At 43.2% G+C, this 20202-nt stretch carries 15 protein-coding genes and 3 pseudogenes; 2 read left to right on the plus strand and 16 right to left on the minus strand.

Annotated features, from left to right (window positions below):
* Positions 1 to 3: 3 nt before the first annotated feature.
* The 7 genes from sucC to sdhC form a co-directional block, all read right to left on the minus strand.
* Positions 4 to 1170, minus strand: a complete 1167-nt coding sequence (sucC, locus tag LG003_RS11770) for an ADP-forming succinate--CoA ligase subunit beta (protein WP_112895774.1) — start codon at positions 1168 to 1170, stop codon at positions 4 to 6.
* Between the two features lie 162 nt (positions 1171 to 1332).
* Complete coding sequence (odhB, locus tag LG003_RS11775) at positions 1333 to 2553, minus strand: 2-oxoglutarate dehydrogenase complex dihydrolipoyllysine-residue succinyltransferase (RefSeq protein WP_262980801.1); 1221 nt, start codon at positions 2551 to 2553, stop codon at positions 1333 to 1335.
* A 14-nt stretch (positions 2554 to 2567) separates the two neighbouring features.
* Positions 2568 to 5375 carry a 2-oxoglutarate dehydrogenase E1 component gene (gene sucA, locus LG003_RS11780; RefSeq protein WP_112895772.1) on the minus strand — a complete coding sequence of 936 codons (2808 nt, stop codon included), beginning with the start codon at positions 5373 to 5375 and terminating at the stop codon, positions 2568 to 2570.
* Between the two features lie 266 nt (positions 5376 to 5641).
* Complete coding sequence (locus tag LG003_RS11785; RefSeq protein ID WP_036780842.1) at positions 5642 to 6358, minus strand: succinate dehydrogenase iron-sulfur subunit; 717 nt, start codon at positions 6356 to 6358, stop codon at positions 5642 to 5644.
* A gap of 36 nt (positions 6359 to 6394) precedes the next feature.
* The gene (gene sdhA / locus LG003_RS11790) at positions 6395 to 8161 is read right to left on the minus strand and encodes a succinate dehydrogenase flavoprotein subunit (RefSeq protein ID WP_112895771.1); all 1767 of its coding nucleotides are present in this window, start codon (positions 8159 to 8161) and stop codon (positions 6395 to 6397) included.
* A complete protein-coding gene (gene sdhD / locus LG003_RS11795) occupies positions 8162 to 8509 on the minus strand; it encodes a succinate dehydrogenase membrane anchor subunit (RefSeq protein WP_112876196.1) in 348 nt (115 codons plus the stop codon).
* On the minus strand, positions 8503 to 8892 hold the full coding sequence (gene sdhC / locus LG003_RS11800; RefSeq protein ID WP_112876197.1) for a succinate dehydrogenase cytochrome b556 subunit: 390 nt from the start codon (positions 8890 to 8892) through the stop codon (positions 8503 to 8505). The genes sdhD and sdhC overlap by 7 nt, the downstream gene beginning before the upstream one ends.
* An 869-nt stretch (positions 8893 to 9761) precedes the next feature.
* Between sdhC and LG003_RS11805 the strand changes: the two genes are divergently transcribed.
* Positions 9762 to 11045 carry a citrate synthase gene (locus tag LG003_RS11805; protein ID WP_262980802.1) on the plus strand — a complete coding sequence of 428 codons (1284 nt, stop codon included), beginning with the start codon at positions 9762 to 9764 and terminating at the stop codon, positions 11043 to 11045.
* Between the two features lie 426 nt (positions 11046 to 11471).
* Here the strand turns inward: LG003_RS11805 and LG003_RS11810 are convergent, their stop codons facing one another.
* The 7 genes and pseudogenes from LG003_RS11810 to LG003_RS23450 form a co-directional block, all read right to left on the minus strand.
* Positions 11472 to 11870 carry a Panacea domain-containing protein gene (locus LG003_RS11810; RefSeq protein ID WP_112876199.1) on the minus strand — a complete coding sequence of 133 codons (399 nt, stop codon included), beginning with the start codon at positions 11868 to 11870 and terminating at the stop codon, positions 11472 to 11474.
* Positions 11871 to 12022: 152 nt separating this feature from the next.
* Positions 12023 to 12142 (minus strand): annotated as a pseudogene (locus tag LG003_RS11815) (tail assembly protein); the annotation flags it as partial.
* A gap of 55 nt (positions 12143 to 12197) precedes the next feature.
* Positions 12198 to 12941, minus strand: a complete 744-nt coding sequence (locus tag LG003_RS11820) for a type 2 GTP cyclohydrolase I (RefSeq protein ID WP_112876200.1) — start codon at positions 12939 to 12941, stop codon at positions 12198 to 12200.
* A gap of 66 nt (positions 12942 to 13007) precedes the next feature.
* Positions 13008 to 13217: a YbfA family protein gene (locus tag LG003_RS11825; RefSeq protein ID WP_112876201.1), complete on the minus strand. Its 210-nt coding sequence runs from the start codon at positions 13215 to 13217 to the stop codon at positions 13008 to 13010.
* Between the two features lie 724 nt (positions 13218 to 13941).
* Positions 13942 to 14628: a helix-turn-helix transcriptional regulator gene (locus tag LG003_RS11830; protein ID WP_262980803.1), complete on the minus strand. Its 687-nt coding sequence runs from the start codon at positions 14626 to 14628 to the stop codon at positions 13942 to 13944.
* 32 nt (positions 14629 to 14660) lie between these two features.
* Positions 14661 to 15477, minus strand: a pseudogene (locus LG003_RS23445) (helix-turn-helix transcriptional regulator).
* 226 nt (positions 15478 to 15703) lie between these two features.
* On the minus strand, positions 15704 to 15991 hold the full coding sequence (locus LG003_RS23450) for a helix-turn-helix domain-containing protein (RefSeq protein ID WP_390894132.1): 288 nt from the start codon (positions 15989 to 15991) through the stop codon (positions 15704 to 15706).
* Positions 15992 to 16263: 272 nt separating this feature from the next.
* Between LG003_RS23450 and LG003_RS11845 the strand changes: the two genes are divergently transcribed.
* Positions 16264 to 16476 (plus strand): helix-turn-helix domain-containing protein, encoded by a 213-nt coding sequence (locus LG003_RS11845; protein WP_112895182.1) that lies wholly within the window; start codon positions 16264 to 16266, stop codon positions 16474 to 16476.
* A 164-nt stretch (positions 16477 to 16640) separates the two neighbouring features.
* Here LG003_RS11845 and LG003_RS11850 read toward each other — a convergent pair whose 3' ends face one another.
* On the minus strand, positions 16641 to 17819 hold the full coding sequence (locus LG003_RS11850; RefSeq protein ID WP_262980804.1) for a MalY/PatB family protein: 1179 nt from the start codon (positions 17817 to 17819) through the stop codon (positions 16641 to 16643).
* Positions 17806 to 18816: pseudogene (locus LG003_RS11855) on the minus strand (Na+/H+ antiporter NhaC family protein); the annotation flags it as partial. The gene LG003_RS11850 and the pseudogene LG003_RS11855, both read right to left, overlap by 14 nt.
* Positions 18817 to 20202 lie beyond the last annotated feature (1386 nt).

Here is a 20202-nt window from a genome sequence, read left to right on the forward strand (position 1 = left end):
TATTTATTTTGCCCCCACTGCTGCTACTGCTTGCTTAGCTGCATCTGTCAAGCTGGTTGCGGCAATGATATTTAAACCACTGTCAGCCAGTTTTTTCGCGCCCAGATCAGCATTGTTCCCTTCCAAACGAACAACAACCGGTACGTGAACCCCGACTTCTTCCACCGCACCAATAATACCGTCAGCAATCAGGTCACAACGGACAATACCACCAAAGATGTTAACCAATACGGCTTTCACATTTTCATCTGACAGGATGATCTTAAACGCTTCTGTAACGCGCTCTTTGGTTGCGCCACCACCGACATCAAGGAAGTTAGCGGGCGCACCACCATGCAATTTAACGATATCCATCGTTCCCATTGCCAGGCCCGCACCGTTTACCATGCAGCCAATATTGCCATCCAGTGCGACATAGTTCAGTTCCCACTGTGCCGCCTGAGCTTCACGCGGATCTTCCTGAGATGGGTCATGCATTTCACGCAGTTCAGCCTGACGGAACAGTGCGTTACCATCAGCGCCTAATTTGCCATCCAGACAAATCAAATCACCTTGAGTCGTGATAACCAATGGGTTAATTTCAACCAGAGCCAGATCGCGCTCCAGGAACAGATTTGCCAACCCTAAGAAAATTTTAGTGAACTGGCTGACTTGTTTACCGGTTAAACCCAATTTAAATGCCAGTTCACGCCCCTGATAAGACATAGGGCCAATTAGTGGGTCGATAATCGCTTTATGAATCAGCTCCGGGGTCTCTTCCGCAACTTTTTCAATTTCAACACCACCTTCAGTAGAAGCCATGAACACTACACGACGTGTACCACGATCAACCACAGCACCAAGATACAGCTCCTTCGCAATATCAGTTGCCGCTTCCACTAAAATCTGACGAACAGGCTGCCCTTGCGCATCTGTTTGGTAAGTGACCAGACGTTTGCCCAGCCATTGTTCAGCGAAAGCGCGAATTTCTTCCTTACTGTTAACCACTTTCACGCCGCCCGCTTTACCGCGACCGCCAGCGTGAACCTGACACTTCACCACCCAAGGGCCAGCGCCGATTTTAGATGCAGCTTCTTCTGCTTCACGCGGTGTCGTGCAGGCATAACCAGCCGGAGCGGGTAAACCATACCGTGCAAAAAGCTGTTTTGCCTGATACTCGTGTAAATTCATGATGTTCTATCCATAGTTAGTCTGATAAGAGCAAATTAGCAAATTGCTCCCTTATTTTTTTGTTGCTCTGGATATAGCCAATCTCTAAAGATTGGCTGTTCATATACATTTGTTTACTTCAGACTGGGCAGATATTAGCGCGTATCTGCCCTGATTATGTTGCTATACGTCCAGCAGCAAACGTGCAGGATCTTCCAGCATTTCTTTGATGGTCACCAGGAAGCCTACAGACTCACGCCCGTCAATCAGACGGTGGTCATAAGACAGTGCCAGATACATCATTGGAAGGATCTCCACCTGACCATTAACCGCCATTGGCCGATCTTTAATAGCATGCATTCCAAGAATCGCACTCTGTGGTGGATTAATGATTGGTGTAGACATTAAGGAGCCGAATACACCGCCATTGGTAATGGTAAAGTTACCACCCGTTAGCTCTTCAACGGTCAATTTGCCGTCGCGGCCTTTGATAGCCAGCTCTTTAATGCGTTTTTCGAGATCAGCCATGCTCAACGCATCCGCATCACGCAGTACTGGCGTTACCAGACCACGTGGTGTCGATACCGCAATACTGATATCGAAATAGTTGTGGTAAACCACATCAGAGCCATCAATAGAAGCATTCACTTCTGGATAGCGTTTCAGTGCTTCAACCACGGCTTTCACATAGAAAGACATAAAGCCCAGACGCACACCGTGGCGTTTTTCAAACGCTTCGCCGTACTGCTTACGCATTTCCTGAATTGGCTTCATGTTAACTTCGTTAAATGTTGTCAACATCGCCGTGTTGTTTTTCGCTTCCAGCAGACGTTCAGCCACACGTTTACGCAGGCGAGTCATTGGAACACGTTTTTCACTGCGGTGTGGCAACAGAGAATCCTGGACAGAAGAAACAGGGGCTTCTGCTGGCTTGCTAGCCACTTTTTCGTTATCAGCCATGTATTTTTCCACGTCTTCACGGACGATACGTCCACCAACACCACTGCCTTTAATCGCTTTAGCATCAAGATTATGCTCTGCAATCAAACGGCGGACCGCCGGGCTGAGCGCATCATTGCTCTCTTCTTCTAAACCGGCAGTCTGGCGTTTCGCCAAAGTTGCTTCTGTTTTTTCTTTTATTTCTGTCGGCTTGCCAGTGCTATCGCCCAGACGGATACGACCAAGAAGCTGACGGGATAGAACGGTGGCATCTTTCACTTCCAAAATAGCTTCTAAAACACCCGCTTCACTGGCAGGCACTTCCAGCACAACTTTATCTGTTTCGATTTCAACCAGCACTTCATCACGTTCAACACGGTCACCCTCTTTTTTATGCCAGACCGCCACAGTGGCATCAGCAACAGACTCAGGCAGATCCGGAACCAGAATATCTACGCTACTCATTTTATATCCTTTATTTATTCAACGTTCAGTGCGTCATTAACCAGCTCTTGTTGTTGTTGCTGGTGAACTGACATATATCCAACTGCCGGGGAAGCAGACGCAGGACGACCTGCATAACGTAAAGAAGCCCCGAACGGGATCACTTCACGGAAGTTGTGCTGACTGCAATACCAGGCCCCCTGATTTAATGGCTCTTCCTGGCACCAGACAAAATCATGTACATGAGCATACTGTTCCAGTGTTGACTGAACATCCTGATGAGGGAACGGATATAGTTGCTCAATACGCACAATAGCGACATCAGTTTGTTCATTTTTACGGCGTTGCTCTAACAGGTCGTAGTAGACTTTACCTGAGCAGAGTACAACCCGTTTAACACCTTTCGGATCAAACTCATCAATTTCACCAATAACCGTCTGGAATTTACCATTAGCCAGTTCATCCAGGCTGGAAACGGCTAATGGATGACGCAACAGCGATTTTGGCGACATAACGATCAACGGACGACGCATACCGCGCAAAGCCTGACGGCGAAGCATGTGGTAGACCTGAGCTGGCGTTGATGGTACACAAACCTGCATGTTCTGTTCTGCGCATAGTTGAAGATAACGCTCCAAACGGGCTGATGAGTGTTCAGGCCCCTGCCCTTCATAACCATGCGGCAATAACATCACCAGACCGCACATACGGCCCCATTTTTGCTCACCAGAGCTGATGAATTGGTCAATAACAACCTGTGCACCGTTGGCAAAATCACCAAATTGAGCTTCCCAGATTGTCAGAGCACGAGGTTCTGTTGTTGCATAACCATACTCAAACGCCAACACCGCCTCTTCAGACAGAACAGAATCCCAAACATTAAATGCTCCCTGACCGTTATGAACGTTCGCCAGAGGAACATAAACAGAACCGTTAGCCTGATTATGGATAACTGCATGACGATGGAAGAAAGTACCACGGCCGGCATCTTCACCAGACAAACGTACCGGAACCCCTTCATCCACCAAAGTGGCATAGGCCAATGTTTCTGCGGCACCCCAATCGAACAATTTATCACCGTTCGCCATCTCTGCACGGTCGTTATAAATTTTCGCTACACGGGAGTGCATTGTCACTTCTTCCGGGACAGAACTGATGCGTCTGCCCAGATCTTGCAAACGCTTAACATCAACTTTATGCAGGTACTCTTCATCCCATTCGTGATTAAGATAAGGTTCCCAAGTAAATGAATGCAGCCCCATTGAGCGCCATTCATCAACGACGCAATCACCACGGTCGAGCGCATCACGATACAGGTTAACCATCTCAGTCACATCATCGACTGATATCAGCTTTTCCGCCACCAGCTTGTCACCATAGATTTTACGTGGCGTTGGGTGTTTCTTAATTTTCTGATACATCATTGGCTGAGTGGCACTTGGCTCATCAGCTTCGTTATGACCATGACGGCGATAGCAGACCAGATCGATCATCACATCGCATTTGAAGGTATTACGGAAATCCAACGCCAAACGGGTAACAAATGCCACCGCTTCTGGATCATCTGCATTAACATGGAAAATCGGCGCCTGTACCATTTTGATAATATCAGTACAGTATTGTGTTGAACGGGCATCTTTCGGGTTAGACGTTGTGAAACCGATCTGGTTATTGATGATGATACGAATTGTACCCCCCACTTCATAACCACGAGCTTGAGACATGTTCAGGGTTTCCTGCACCACTCCCTGGCCGGTAACAGCAGCATCACCGTGGATAGTGATTGGCAATACCATATTACTGCGGCCTTCATCCAGACGGTCACGGCGGGCGCGTACTGAACCAATAACCACAGGGCTGACAATCTCAAGGTGAGATGGGTTAAATGCTAACGCCAAATGAACCTTAGCACCCTCAGTAGCAAAATCAGACGAGAAACCTTGATGATATTTCACGTCACCGGTACCAAGATGCTCTTTATGCTTACCGGCAAACTCATCAAACAGATCTGCCGGTTTTTTACCTAAGATATTAACCAAGACGTTGAGGCGACCACGGTGAGCCATTCCTAGTACGACTTCTCGTGTGTCATGTTTACCCGCATGACGGATAAGATCCTTCAACATCGGGATAAGCGCATCACCACCCTCAAGAGAGAAACGTTTCGCTCCCGGAAACTTCGCTCCCAGATAACGCTCCAAACCTTCGGCTGCCGTCAGTTCCGCCAGAAAACGCTGCTTTTCCTCTACGCTAAACTGAGAATTGACAGTAACAGATTCCAGACGCTGCTGAATCCAACGTTTTTCTTCCGTATTGGTGATATGCATGTATTCAGCACCAATAGAACCGCAATAAGTGCGTTTCAGTGCTTCATACAAATCAGCCAATTTCATCGTCTCTTTACCGATAGCAAAAGAACCTACGTTAAATGTCTCTGCAAAATCAGCTTCCGTCAGATTATGGAAAGCAGGATCTAAATCAGGAACACTATCCTGTTTCCATAATCCCAACGGGTCAAGGTTCGCATTTTGATGACCGCGGAAGCGGAATGCATTGATGAGCTGCAAAACTTTAACTTGTTTTGCATCCATTGCCGGATCGCTGACAGAGGAATGATAACGCGTAGTATCTTTCGCAAGACGGCGGAAGTAATCACGCGTCTGCGAGTGGAGTTGTTCACCGCTGAGTCCCGCATTCGGCAATTGTTGGAAAATCTCTCTCCAACTTGCATCAACGGAGTTTGGATCGGTTATATAGTCTTCATAGATCTGCTCTACGTAAGACTGGTTTGAACCAGCCAGGAAGCTTGAATCCAGCCAGTCCTTCATTGCGCCGTTCTGCATTGTGATCCCTTAAGCTTTAAAAGCTTTAGTTTTCGCCGTGGTTAACTATTACCGTTTAAATACGGTATCGATAAAAGGTTCATTTGGACGTGCTTTATGCATGTTCTCTTTTGGGTTTCAGAACCCTTCAAGGAACCTTTAAAAACGGTTAGGCTGTTTTTAAAGGTTCCTCACTTCAAGCTTTTGTCATCATTAGCAGTTGGCAACTCATTATTCTTCAATTCTTTGTGCCCTCCACAGAGAAAATCTCGCGGAGGGCAGACCTATTATGCACTATGTTTCAGCAACATAGACTTAATATGGCCAATAGCTTTTGTTGGATTCAACCCCTTGGGGCACACACTGACACAATTCATGATGCTATGGCAACGGAAAACACTGAAAGCATCATTCAGCTTGTCTAATCGTGAAGCCGTTTCAGTATCACGGCTGTCAATCAGGAAGCGATATGCTGCCAGTAAGCCCGCAGGCCCGATAAATTTATCAGGATTCCACCAGAATGACGGACAAGAAGTTGAACAACAAGCACACAGAATACACTCGTACAGACCATCGAGTTTTTCCCTTTGTGCAGGCGATTGTAAATGTTCACGTGCCGGCGGGTTTTTGCCGTCATTTAGCAAATATGGGCGAATCTTCTCATATTGCGCATAGAATTGCCCCATATCTACAACCAGGTCACGAATAACCGGCAAGCCTGGCAACGGACGGATAACAATTTTCTTGCTACCACGCCGTAAAGCCGAAACAGGCGTAATACAGGCCAGACCATTTTTACCGTTCATGTTGAGGCCGTCAGAACCACAAACACCTTCACGGCAAGAACGACGGAAAGAGAGTGTTGGGTCCTGCTCTTTAAGCTGGATCAACGCATCCAGCAACATCATGTCACGCCCTTCTTCTGCTTCCAGCGTGTAATCCTGCATACGAGGAGCGCTGTCAACATCCGGGTTGTAACGATAAATCGAAAATTCAAGTTTCATAATCTATTCCTCCGCAACTGGATTATCAGCAACTCATTAGTAAGTACGCGCTTTCGGCGGAAATGCTTCACGCAGTTTTGGCTGCATGTTGACATCACGACGAGTCATGGTCTCAGTTTGCGGCAGATAGAGAGTATGGCATAACCAGTTCGCATCATCACGATCCGGATAGTCGAAACGGCTGTGAGCACCGCGGCTCTCAGTGCGGAAATTAGCAGCAACAGCAGTGGAAAGTGCTGTTTCCATCAGGTTATCAAGCTCCAGACACTCAATTCTCTGAGTATTGAACTCTAAGGAAGTATCGTCCAAACGCGCACTCTTCAGGCGTTCACGGATAACTTTAAGTTCTTCCAGCCCTTTCGCCATTGCATCACCTTCACGGAATACCGAGAAGTTGTTCTGCATACACGCTTGCAAATCTTTACGAATTTTAACCGGATCTTCACCCGTACGGGTACTATTCCAACGGTTCAGACGTTGCAAGGATATTTCAATATCCGATTCGCTGGCTTCACGGCTAGTCCCCTGCTCCATCAACGATTCTTTCAGGTGCAAACCAGCAGAACGGCCAAACACCACTAAGTCCAACAGCGAGTTACCCCCCAAACGGTTTGCGCCATGAACCGATACACAGGCAATTTCACCGACAGCAAACAGGCCCGGAATAACCACATCTTCGCCTTTCTCGTTAATAGTCAGTGCCTGACCAGTCACTTTAGTGGGGATTCCTCCCATCATATAGTGGCAAGTTGGAATCACCGGAATAGGTTCTTTTACTGGATCAACGTGGGCGAAAGTACGGGATAACTCAAGAATGCCCGGCAGACGAGATTCCAGCACCTCTTTGCCTAAATGATCCAGTTTCAGCTTGGCATGCGGCCCCCAAGGACCATCACAACCACGGCCTTCGCGGATTTCGATCATAATGGAACGTGCTACTACATCACGACCAGCCAGATCTTTAGCATTTGGCGCGTAACGCTCCATAAAGCGCTCGCCATCTTTATTCAGCAAATAACCACCTTCACCACGGCAGCCTTCTGTTACCAGAACACCTGCCCCGGCAATACCGGTTGGGTGGAATTGCCACATTTCCATATCCTGTACAGGTACACCCGCACGCAATGCCATACCGACACCATCACCAGTATTAATGTGGGCGTTAGTTGTTGATTGATAAATACGACCTGCCCCCCCCGTTGCCAGAATAGTTGCCTTCGCTTTGAAATAAACCACTTCACCAGTTTCAATACAGACAGCAGTACAACCAACAATAGTGCCATCCTGATTTTTAACCAGATCCAACGAATACCATTCAGAAAAAATAGTGGTGTGATTTTTTAAGTTTTGCTGATACAACGTATGCAACAGGGCATGCCCGGTACGGTCTGCCGCAGCAGCGGTACGTGCAGCCTGTTCACCACCAAAGTTTTTTGACTGGCCACCGAATGGACGTTGATAAATACGACCGTCATCCAAACGCGAAAATGGCAACCCCATGTGTTCCAGTTCCAGAATTGCCTCGGGCCCGGTCTTACACATGTACTCAATCGCATCCTGATCACCGATATAGTCGGAGCCTTTCACCGTGTCATACATGTGCCATTCCCAGTTATCGTCATGGGAATTACCCAACGCAACGGTGATCCCCCCCTGCGCAGATACAGTATGAGAACGGGTTGGGAATACTTTGGAAATCAAAGCACAAGATAATCCCATTTGTGAAATTTGTAGTGCAGCGCGCATGCCAGCGCCACCCGCACCAATAACGACTGCATCAAACTCTCTTACTGGCAGCTTCATCTATACCCCCCACACCACAATTGTTCCATAAATCAAGTAAGCCATCAGTGCAACAATAATCGCCAATTGCAGCATTAAACGCAGTGCCAACGGCTTTACATAGTCAGTTAGTACTTGCCACATACCAATCCAAGCGTGAGCCAGAATGGAAAACAGTGCCAACACAGTGAAGACTTTAGTGATGGATGAGGCGAAGAAACCCCGCCAAACTTCATAAGTGATATCCGGCGTTGTGACGACAAAGCCCAGCATATAAAGAACATATAAAACAATAATCATTGCGGACGCGCGCAATAATAGCCAATCATGGATACCCGTGCGACCCAATGCAGATGCGTTACTTACCATACCAGTACTCCAGCCAGAATCGACAGAATAACAGCAATCCCGATTGCCACTTTGGCAGAGAGACTACCGACCGCTAAGTTTTCTTCCAAGTAGCCGAAATCCATCAGCATATGACGGACACCACCACAGATATGGTAAGCCAGTGCGGTCAGAATGCCCCACACAATAAACTTAGCGAAAAATCCCGTCATAATATCGGCGGCTTGCTGAAACCCTTCTTGCGAGGAGAGAGACATTCCTAACAACCAGAGGAGAATTCCTACTGCTACGAAAGTAATGACGCCGGAGACACGGTGCAAGATCGAGGTTATTGCAGAGACTGGAAAGTGTATCGTCTGCAAATCAAGGTTGACAGGTCTTTGTTTTTTCACAATTTTGCCCACACAGCTCTTTTATTATTTTCCTTCCTCCGGACCTGGGCGGAAATCAGACAGCGATAAGAGGATACAAAGACACAACATTTAATCAAACGATAGATCCTTCATGTTAAAAAATGTTGTGATTTAGTTACGCTGGGTGCTCCTACAGCAGGGTAATCCGGAGACCTGGCGGAAGTATATGTGCTTCACATTATTATTACAATTACAACACAATATGATTAGCTACATTTCCACTGAACAGTGATTAAGATCACGATTCAAACATATTGCACAAAATTAATTATCTTGTTTGACAAACTTTAAACATTTATCTTACATATATGGTTGAAAACACTTTTGAGATTGATTTTTGATAAGAGGAAAGACCTCAAGAAAAGCTAAAGTTATGTAACTGTGTAGTCCACACGAATCATAATCATTTTTGTAGTCAATGCATAAAACATAACTCTCAAAAATTCGCTAACAACCTAAAAACCATTGTCGTCCGGGGTGAGATTTCAGCCTTAAATGTGATATTGGCCTGATTTCAGCTTTTCCCCGGTAGTACAGTGTCAGGGGACACAGTATAAGAACCAATTCCACCAGGCATCATGGGTGTAGGTCATTTTTGTCAATAAATTGGGAACACAGATTGCACAGCAACCGGAGTATGCGCACAGTCTGTAAGAGACGATTCACTCACAAATCGCTCACCGGCGCGGGCCACACCAAAGTGCATTCAAAAGTGACCGCTTTTGTCAGAGCACCGTCCAAGCCCGTTCTTGATGACAAAGAATGGTCGATAAAATAGCCTGATTAAGATAAATTCTATACGGTGTCTTTCCGCCGTGGTTGTTAAAAGTTATAAAAATGAAAGCGCTAAGGAGACTGTAATGGCAGATAACAAAGCAACTCTAACCCCAGATGGTTCAGTTGCTATTGAATTGGACGTGCTAACACCGACCCTTGGGTCTAAAGTCATCGACGTTCGTACTCTCGGCTCCCAAGGTTTCTATACCTACGATCCTGGTTTTACTTCCACAGCATCTTGCGAATCCAAGATCACTTACATTGATGGTAACGAAGGTGTATTGCTGCACCGTGGTTTCCCTATCGACCAGCTAGCGACAAAATCCACTTATCTGGAAGTCTGCTATATCCTGCTGTATGGTGAAACACCAACACAAGAACAGTTTGATAAATTCAAAAAAACCATTACCCGCCACACCATGATTCACGAACAGATCCATCGCCTGTTCAATGGTTTCCGCCGTGATTCGCATCCTATGGCCGTACTGTGTGGCGTTACTGGCGCTCTAGCTGCTTTCTATCATGATGCTCTGGACGTGAACAATCCACGTCACCGTGACATTACCGCATACCGCCTGCTGTCAAAAATGCCGACAGTGGCCGCCATGTGCTACAAATACTCTATTGGTCAGCCATTCGTTTATCCACGCAATGATCTCTCCTATGCAGGCAATTTTCTAAACATGATGTTCGCTACGCCATGTGAAGAATATAAAGTGAACCCAGTACTGGAACGTGCTATGGATCGCATCTTTATTCTACATGCGGACCATGAACAAAACGCGTCTACCTCAACAGTACGAACCGCGGGTTCTTCCGGTGCCAACCCATTTGCCTGTATTGCCGCAGGTATCGCTTCTCTTTGGGGGCCTGCTCATGGCGGTGCAAACGAAGCTTGTCTGCGTATGCTGGAAGAAATTCAGTCGGTTGAACATATTCCGGAATTTATTAAACGTGCCAAAGATAAGAATGATGCTTTCCGTCTGATGGGATTTGGTCATCGTGTTTACAAAAACTATGATCCTCGTGCAACCGTCATGCGTGAAACCTGCCATGAAGTGCTAGATGAACTTGGCCTGAATGATAGCCTGCTGGAAGTTGCTATGGAGCTTGAACGTATTGCTCTACACGACCCCTATTTTATTGAGAAGAAACTGTATCCGAACGTGGATTTCTACTCAGGCATTATCCTGAAAGCAATGGGTATTCCATCCACTATGTTCACTGTTATTTTCGCCATTGCCCGTACTATCGGCTGGATCGCTCACTGGAATGAAATGCATGATGCTGGCGTGAAAATCGCTCGCCCACGTCAACTCTATACCGGCTACACAAAACGTGATTTTGACAGCCAGCTTAAAAAATAATAATAAAATCCAATTACGATAAGAGCTCTAACTTAATAGTTAGGGCTTTATTTAATTGGAAGAGGGAAGCCCTGCCGGTGATATTTGAGTCATCCGTTTTTAATTAACTGTTGATGCCAAATGAGGCATAAATTTTTGGCAGAAATCATCGATACCGCAGAAAATTTAAACTAACTTGTTCATTGCCTGTTCCTCCCCGGAACGGTTTTTGGCGTTCACCAAAACTTTGCTCTAGGAACAGGCTCTTCTTCAACTTTTTATCCAGAATTCGGGTTACAATATTTTTTATAGAAATCTCGAATTTCTAATAAAAGGATGATCGCCACAATTCAATATACATGTTCGATCATACAGTATGTCCGGTTTTAAAGAGCTAATATTTACAGCCAGAAAACATGTCTTAGTTTTTTAGGGTAAAAAACTGGATCACAGCAGATAATATATAAGTGATCTGTATACCCGGATGGGATAAGTAAACTTCCTTTCTTTAAAATCCCACCCGGCATTACCGCAATTCATATGACCGAACTGTTCCCAAATGGCATCCAGAACCCCTAATTCAGCATCAGAAAGAGATTCAAAATCATCCCTTGTTACATCTTTTTTCCGTTTGAGTGAAATTTCATAATTCTTTTCACTTTTAATCCACGCCCCCCATCCAAATTCATCACTGGCGTAATCTCCAGTAATTAAATTTAAGGTTTGCGATAAAACTGGCCCTTTAGGCATAGATACCATTCGATCACCAGTGATAGAGTAGCCGTAGTCATTCATAGATACTCTATCTGCCAGATAAAGCAACTTCATAAGTTTCAGATATGCCATGCGTCCGCCGCACTTATGCAGCAGTTAGGCAGCCATTTGAGCTACTTTTTCTTCGCAAAACATAGAAACCTCCAAGACTTTTTCGAAATACCAGACTGGCAATTTACACATATAATGTACCTCTAAATGCGCAACCCCAGCAACATCACAGCCCCAATGAGCGCAGCCCCCAATATTGTTTGAAATAATCCAGCACGCTTACTACCAACAATAACAGGCAAAAAATGAATATCCTCAGTGCCCTTTGTCATATCAAGTTCATCTTTGTTGATATTCTTCCACCGACCTTAGTCGGTGGTTGTTGAGTTCCGTTTTAAGAAAACGTGATTAAACCGGGTTTGGAATATCGATAAAAGTGACATCCAGACCATAATGACCAGCCAGCCACTCTCCCAACGCCTTAACACCATAACGCTCGGTGGCATGATGACCCGCAGCATAAAAATGCAATCCCATTTCGCGGGCGATATGAACCGTCTGCTCTGACACTTCACCGGTAATAAAAGCATCAACACCGAATTCGGCCACTGCCTGAATAAAACTCTGACCACCGCCGGTACACCAAGCAAGCTTACGAATCTCTGCCGGTGCGTTATCGCCCAAATAAAACGCTTGGCGACCCAGCGCCTGTTCGATACGTGCAGCCAACTCCACCGGCGTTATCGGCTGTTCAAATTCCCCATGCGGCACGAATGGCTCAATCAACCCGACAACTTTCGCATTAATCAGGCGGGCCAATTGCGCGTTATTTCCCAGTGATGGATGAGCATCAAGGGGCAGATGATAACCATATAAATTGATATCATTACAGAGCAGAGTTTTCAGGCGATTACGTTTCATACCACGGATCACTGCTGGCTCATTTTTCCAAAAATAGCCATGATGAACAATAATGGCATCAGCCTGATGACGAACCGCTTCATCCAATAAAGCCTGACAAGCAGTAACACCCGTAACAACCCGCTGAATATGAGCACGCCCTTCAACTTGTAAACCATTGGGGGCATAATCCTGAAACTCATCAATTTTCAGTTCTCGGTTAATCACATTTTCCAGCTCAATATTACGCATCATATTCGTCCTGTGTATTGATTGTATTGCAATAATATACCGTTACCTGCCACCAATTGTCAGTTGTCAGCTACTTCTGACTGCCATAACCTGCTCTGACTGTTTTAACCATACGGGCTTATCGCTGGTTTTTACCCATACACGATACAAATAACTGTAAAAACGGACGCGATCACGACGAAACAACATAACCGGAAACGACAGGATACCGAAAGTGACAACGCCAATACGACGTAAGAGAACCTGATACCAAGGATACTCACGATATGAAGACATATTAGCCCTCCTTTAAAATGATCCCACTTTTCCGCAGAATCTTAAAAATAATCAATCTGTAAATTGTTTAAAATTTTATCGCAAGAAATGAAAATTTACCACTTATCCGACCACTTTTAAGCCGTTATTATCGCTATATTTTCTATTTTATGTAATTTTATTACACAAAATAGAGTAAAGATGTAATATTACAAACAAATTATGAACATTTTATTAACGATCGGTAAGAATGTTATTAATAATAATAAGAGTCAATCTTTTCACAATCCTTGATCCTATTCCTATCATCATCGGTTTCACTTTGCTCATTTGCTCAGGAAATGAATTAGACTCAATAGATAATCCTAATTGAAAAAAATGTCTACGGATAACAATATCAGCCGGTTAATGCCTTTATCACCGAGGCAATGATTTTCGCCCTGTTGGGCGACACGAATGATTAAACACTATAAAGTCGTTAAAAATAATTCAAAAAACACACTATTATTAATGGATTAATATTTGAGCGAAAAAATACCTAAACAGTTTTGTTTTATTATGAGATATATGTCAAATTTTTATATCTCATTATTATCATAGATAGCTTTTCAACGTTAAATAAACTGCCGTTTTTTCCTTAAAATAGGCAGTAAATGAGGTCGTTGCGCAATAAGTCATGCCCGCTTTTTCCGATAAATACGGTATATAACGATAACTCAGTTCGGCCACTTCCTGTCGTTGAGACTCAAAACAAAATGCTGCTTTCAGAGCGTAAAAATTTTTTTGGTACATAAAGATCATAGTTGTTAAAGCGACAGTATTCCTCCAATTGCTGAGCAGATCTAACACCAACCTTTCTGTATATTTGTGCCGTATAGTGTTCAACAGTACGATAAGAAATGTTCAATATTCTGCCAATTTGTTTACTGGTATATTTATGTAAAGAGAGAAAAATGACATCCCATTCCCGTTGGGTAAATAAATGAGTAGATGGTTGAAATATAATAGATGCCGGGAGTTTTCCATAAAATAGACGGGTTAATGAGAAATCCTGAGCTTCCCATCCGTGGAAAATGACTCCGACACATTCGTTTTCATCATTACATAGTGGGTATTTTTCACAAATATAAGATGATAAGAATTTATTGTTTCCATACATATGTGTTTCAAGCGAACATACTGTTGTTTCGCTCTTCATTACACTTTGATCATGAAGAACGAATTCTTTTGCAAACTCAGCGCCATCCCAAGGAAGCTCATAATCATACCGTCCTTCATAATTAAATGAATCTGGAAGATTTTCAAGATGTTTAAGTGCCAGATTGCCATAAATAAAGCATGAATTTTTATCTTTGATCCCCCAGGGTTCATTACTTTGCTGCATTGTATTAATGATCTGAAGTGAGATATCTATATTATTAATTTTTTTCATAATTGAATCCTACTTTTCAGTTAATAATGCGTTTATAATTCTTTGTTACCAACAGTGACAAACCTTTCAGGAACATAGAGATCAAGTTTATTTTCTTTACAGAAATCCTTTAATTCTGCATGTAAGGGCAAATTGAATTTTTGGTAAATTGATTGAATATGATTAACCACATCTTCGGAGCTTATCATCAATTCTTCACTGATTTTCTCCTCATCCCATGAACGCAAGGTTAGAAAGAGAACCTCCCATTCAAGTTGCGTTAGTGTGTCATTGGGAGGGATGAATTCCAGCGTTGCCGGAGAGGTTTTTTCATAATAGTAAGCAGTAGAAAAGTTTTGAGGTTTATACCCGTCATCTTTCAAGTTGCCTCTTTGTTGGCTGCACTCGCTCACCCCGGTCACATAGTTATCTATGCTCCCGGGGATTCACTCCCTTGCCGTCGCGATGCATCTTGAAATCCATAGGGTTTATACATATGAAAGAAGATCCCAATGCAATCATTATTCTCATCACAAAGTGGAAATTTATCATAAATATAAGTTTGTTTAATGTTATGCCCCCCCCCAACTGATGTGTCTCCAGTGAAGTGACGCGTTGCATAGTTTGAATGGCTTTTTGGTCCTGACGATGGAATTCTTCTGCATATTCGGCAATAGACGAAGGTAATTCACCCATAGATAGCCCTATAATATTAAAATCTTCAGGAAGGTTGAGCCGTTGATAAAAAGCAGGGTTAGCATAAATAAATCTTGACTCGCGATCTCTGGCACCCCAAGGTTCATCGCTTTTATCCCACATCAGCGTTAATTGTGGCGTAATATGATTGGGTTTGTTTCTTATATTTGACATAGTAACTCCTTAATTATTATTTAGTCATTATCTGAATGAAGTGTTTTCTGATTATACATAAAATAACTTAAGCATATAGTATAACGATCATCCAGCCAAAGATTGCATGTTTATTAATTTTATTATGGTATTATTAATACAAAATAATATAAGAAAAAATATTGTTTTTTATTGAAAGTGATTTACTTCACCAGTTGAAATTGTACGCACATAACATCGCAATCTGTTAAAGTGGAATATCGACATAATGTGTCTCAGTACCTACGACAGGCAGCCCATCTCCACTTTTAAGCCACGTAACATTGACATTGAGACATTCACTGATTGCGTCTATGTAATTGGTATTGTTGATTTTCCCCGAAAGAAGTTTCGAAATATAACCCCCTTGCACGCCGATTTTATCGGCTAACTTTATGGGTGTCATTCCTCGTAACTGAAGAGCTTCCTTAAGACGTTCGTTAAAGTATTTCATCCGCTTCCAGCATTCCCAAAAATAACTAAACTTTCTGAACATTTTAGTATCAAAAAAGAATATTTTTGAACATTAAAAGTTCATAAATGAACAATTAGAGTTCATTTATAAACTTTTTTGTCGTTAGACATAACATTTTCCTATTCGGAGAATATTTGGCTGTACTTGGCAGGGTTTAATGTCTTAGTACAGCTATTTTTAGCATTCCGCGCCAGTGCGGACTCAGGGAAAAAGCTGTAACAACATAAAAATATTAATATGCAAGAGTATGAATATAGCACCTTGAATAACCAAACTGAGGAGAAAAGAAAGGAATGATTGTAAAAGACGACTGGCACCCAGCGGATATTATTGCGGGACTAAAAAAACGGGGAACAACGTTATCTGCTGTTTCAAGAGAAGCAGGGCTTGCATCATCCACTTTATCAAATGCTTTGCATCGTCCGTGGCCTAAAGGTGAACAGCTCATTGCTACTGCTTTGAATCGCGAGCCTTTCGAAATATGGCCAAGCAGATATTCTAAATGAATTAAAATAAACTTCTCGAAAAAAGTTAATGAGAAGAGATTAAATACCTAAAACTTTTCTTGTGGAAAGCCTCAGGTATGATCATCGAATTAAAACAGGGCTACTAACGCCCTGCTTTGTTATCGTGCTAATATTTCTACTAATTTCGTGGATACTTTCTTATTTTATAACGCCAATTGAATTAAACCGCCGATTGCCTTTTCAAGATAGGCACGAGGACAACCCAAGTTTATCCTAATAAACCCTTTCCCCTGATTGCCAAAACTCAATCCCATTGAAACAACTATTTTGGCTTTTTGTAGTAAGGCCCGTTGTAAAGTGTCATCATCCAGACCTAAATTGCGACAATCCAGCCAAGCCAGATATGTACCTTCCGCTTTTGTCATTCGGCACCAAGGAGTGGCAGACGTTAAAGCTTGCTCGAACCAGCAACGATTTTCCGCCAGGTAATATTGTAGCTCATCAAGCCAAGCATCCCCATACTGGTATGCTGCTGTTGCCGCAGCCATAGATAGCGCGTTGAAGACATCCAGCCCATGCGCATTCAACCGATCGATAAAGGCACGTCGAAGTTCGGGATCTGGAATGAGAAAGTTTGATATACGGAGTGATGAAAGCCCAAATGCCTTACTTGTCGAGGTAGCGGCAATGACATTGCCATGCCATTCACTCCCCAGATGCAGTATTGAGGTGAATTTTCCCCAAGGCAAAATTAAATCAGCCCAAATTTCGTCGGAAATTACCGTCGTACCGTATCTTTTGCAGAGTATCAATATTTGGAGTAGTTCGTCACTATTCCAACACCTACCAGTAGGGTTATGTGGATTACATAACAATAGCAGAGGCGGTCTGTGTCGCTCCAACATCTGTTCCAGATGATTATAATCAATTTTATAACCTTTCAGACTTTCAAGAAGCGGATTTTCAATCATCATCCTGCCATTCATAGTAATAATTTTGGCGAATGAAGCATAGTACGGCCCTTGTACAATGACACCTTCCCCCGGTTTACTGAGCATTTGTATCAATAACGCTAATCCGGGTATGACGCCTTCTATCGACGTAAACCAATCGCGGTACAAGGTCAGTTTATGGCGCCTTGAAAACCAGTCTATTGCCGCCTGGTAATAGCAATCGTCGCGTTCGCTATAACCAAAAATACCGTGGTCAATTCGGGAATAGAGTGTTTGTAAGACCTCTTCCGGGCATTGAAAATCGAAATCAGACACCCACATTGGCAGCAGGTCAGTCTTATTTAAGTGCAAGTGACGATTTAAAAAATCCCACTTAACAGAGCTTGTATTGTGGCGATCGATTATCCGGTTGAAATCAGGCAATTTCACTTTGGATTTCCTTTTTATTCAGGGAGTTTTCCGGCGTGATTTTTGCGATACCGAAACCAGTAAAGCCATAAATGAGAGCCAAGAAGACGGCAGCATAGCACTGGATAGCCCAGGGCAGTAGCTCAAGCGTACTGACACCCAATGTAGTCGCCATGTAAATACCAGCAGCAGTCCAGGGGATCAACGGCTCTATGACAGTACAGCCATCTTCTATTGTTCGTGACAGATTTTTATTATCCAGTCCCATGCGACGATAAGCCCCTTTGAACAGCTCCGCCGGGATGAGGAGAGCCAACTTTCCGTTGCAGGTTGCGCCCGTTACCAGAATAGTTGTTGCCAAGGTTGCAGCAATAAGTTGCCCGGTTGTGCGAACAACTAGTAGAAGCCGGTTAATGATGATGGTCAAAGCACCAGTGAGTGCTAAAGCACCGGCAAATGCGAATGCACAAAATGCAAGCAGGATAGTACTCATCATCGAGAACATGCCACCCCGATTGAGCAGACGGGAAACATCGTTAACGACTCCGGTGATGTTATGTCCCTGGTCAGAGAACATTGAGAGATTGAAACCATCTATCAACGCATTAAGGCCCTGCTTCAGGGTGAGCCCCTGTAGACCTATTCCAAGCACAATAGCTAATACACAGGCAGCAAGCATGACGGGTATCACCGGACGTTTTGTTATTGCGCCCCACAAAACCAGTATCGGTGGCAAAATAAGCAATAAATTGAATTGATACAGGCTTTCAAGAGATTGCACGATTTCTGTGACTTTTTCAGGTGTTGCCACATTACCTGTTAAGCTTGTATGACCCGCAATAAAATAAACAATAGCGGCCAAAATAAAGCTGGGAATAGTGGTATACATCAAATGTTGAACATGACTGTAAAGATCAGTATCGGCAACAATGGCAGCGAAGTTAGTTGAGTCAGATAACGGTGAAATTTTATCACCGAAATACGCGCCTGAAACAACCGCTCCGGCTGCTGCGGCTAAACAACAGTATGAGTGGTCCCAGATTAAGATTGTTCTTAATCATACAGTTCAAACTCCCATTTCAAATTGTTTGTTACAATAGAGTAACGAATTCATTTTAGATGAAATGTGAGATAAGTTTGATGTTCATGTAACCGGTTCCATGAAGTTTGAAAATGTGATTTATATATCAATTTTTTATCTTGCTTATAACCAAGCATCCGTAATAACCACTAACTTTTTGTGGAATATTTCAATGAATGTTCTTAATATCCCATAAGAGGCTATATGAACATAATCACATCCTAAGAGATCTTCCTTCAGCCAATGTCGCTATGTCTCCACCACGTTAAACCTCCTGTGGATCTCGTGACGGAGTTCTTCAGAATCTGTCAGGCTATCCTCCATTTTTCGTATGAAATGAGCCAGTGAAATCCGTCCCCACCAAAGAGGAGAATGAACAATAGCGGAGTCGTACTATTGTGAGTAAATGAGGGGATAATTGGATGAACGAAAATAATTAGACATCAAGCTTAAGCTATAAAAATTATGACAAACTATAATGGTAAAATTATTATCTCTATATCACCCTCTATTATGAAACTGTAATTTAAATTGTGCAATTATCTAGTATTTATATATTCCTTCCAACAACGTAGGCAGGTAAATTATGAGCGAAAAGAAACTTAAAGCACTCACAGCCGAACTGGCTAAGCATCTGAACAACCATTTTTAATCGTGGCGGCAATTATACAGAACTACACACAGACTCTATATATACCCGTTATCTTTCAAGTTGCCTCTTTGTTGGCTGCACTCACTCACCCCGGTCACATAGTTATCTATGCTCCCGGGGACTCGCTCCCTTGCCGTCGCGATGCATCTTGAAATCCATAGGGTATAAATAAGTGGTATCAGCCTTCTTTCTCTAATATCCACTCCCTAGATTAGATACTTTGATTTAGTACATGGTGTATCCATGGCATAAAAATCGCAATCAATTTAAGTTCGGGTATTTTCCAATACGAGCCGTTACAATTAGTAAAATACGAATATTATACACCAAGTTTTAATATTGTGATTACTTTAGCGAATTATCAATATTATATGAATAATCAGAATATTGATGCACAGGATTATTTATTAATTTAAAATTATCTAATACCTCTAACAATTCAGGCAACAAAATCCAATTAATTATCAACTGAAAGATTTCAGAGTAAGAAAAGTCAATGAGAAAGGAACTCAATGCCTTAAGAGTGTTTATACCCTTCATCCTTCAAATTGCTGCTTTGTTGGCTGCTTTCACTTACCCCAGTCACATAGTTATCTATGCTCCTGGGGATGCGTTCACTTGCCGCCGCGCTGCAACTTGAAATCTATTGGGTATAGATCTTTTACCATAGT

The organism is Photorhabdus kleinii (genome assembly GCF_025384885.1).
Classification (GTDB): domain Bacteria; phylum Pseudomonadota; class Gammaproteobacteria; order Enterobacterales; family Enterobacteriaceae; genus Photorhabdus; species Photorhabdus kayaii.

Coding starts and splice junctions, on each gene's coding strand:
- LG003_RS11845 (WP_112895182.1), top strand. CDS start 16,264: ATGATTGTAAAAGACGACTGGCACCCAGCGGATATTATTGCGGGACTA.
- sdhD (WP_112876196.1), bottom strand. CDS start 8,509: ATGGTAAGTAACGCATCTGCATTGGGTCGCACGGGTATCCATGATTGG.
- sucA (WP_112895772.1), bottom strand. CDS start 5,375: ATGCAGAACGGCGCAATGAAGGACTGGCTGGATTCAAGCTTCCTGGCT.
- LG003_RS11810 (WP_112876199.1), bottom strand. CDS start 11,870: ATGGCATATCTGAAACTTATGAAGTTGCTTTATCTGGCAGATAGAGTA.
- sucC (WP_112895774.1), bottom strand. CDS start 1,170: ATGAATTTACACGAGTATCAGGCAAAACAGCTTTTTGCACGGTATGGT.
- LG003_RS11785 (WP_036780842.1), bottom strand. CDS start 6,358: ATGAAACTTGAATTTTCGATTTATCGTTACAACCCGGATGTTGACAGC.
- LG003_RS11825 (WP_112876201.1), bottom strand. CDS start 13,217: ATGTCTTCATATCGTGAGTATCCTTGGTATCAGGTTCTCTTACGTCGT.
- odhB (WP_262980801.1), bottom strand. CDS start 2,553: ATGAGTAGCGTAGATATTCTGGTTCCGGATCTGCCTGAGTCTGTTGCT.
- LG003_RS11830 (WP_262980803.1), bottom strand. CDS start 14,628: ATGAAAAAAATTAATAATATAGATATCTCACTTCAGATCATTAATACA.
- LG003_RS11820 (WP_112876200.1), bottom strand. CDS start 12,941: ATGCGTAATATTGAGCTGGAAAATGTGATTAACCGAGAACTGAAAATT.
- LG003_RS11805 (WP_262980802.1), top strand. CDS start 9,762: ATGGCAGATAACAAAGCAACTCTAACCCCAGATGGTTCAGTTGCTATT.
- sdhA (WP_112895771.1), bottom strand. CDS start 8,161: ATGAAGCTGCCAGTAAGAGAGTTTGATGCAGTCGTTATTGGTGCGGGT.
- LG003_RS23450 (WP_390894132.1), bottom strand. CDS start 15,991: ATGTTCAGAAAGTTTAGTTATTTTTGGGAATGCTGGAAGCGGATGAAA.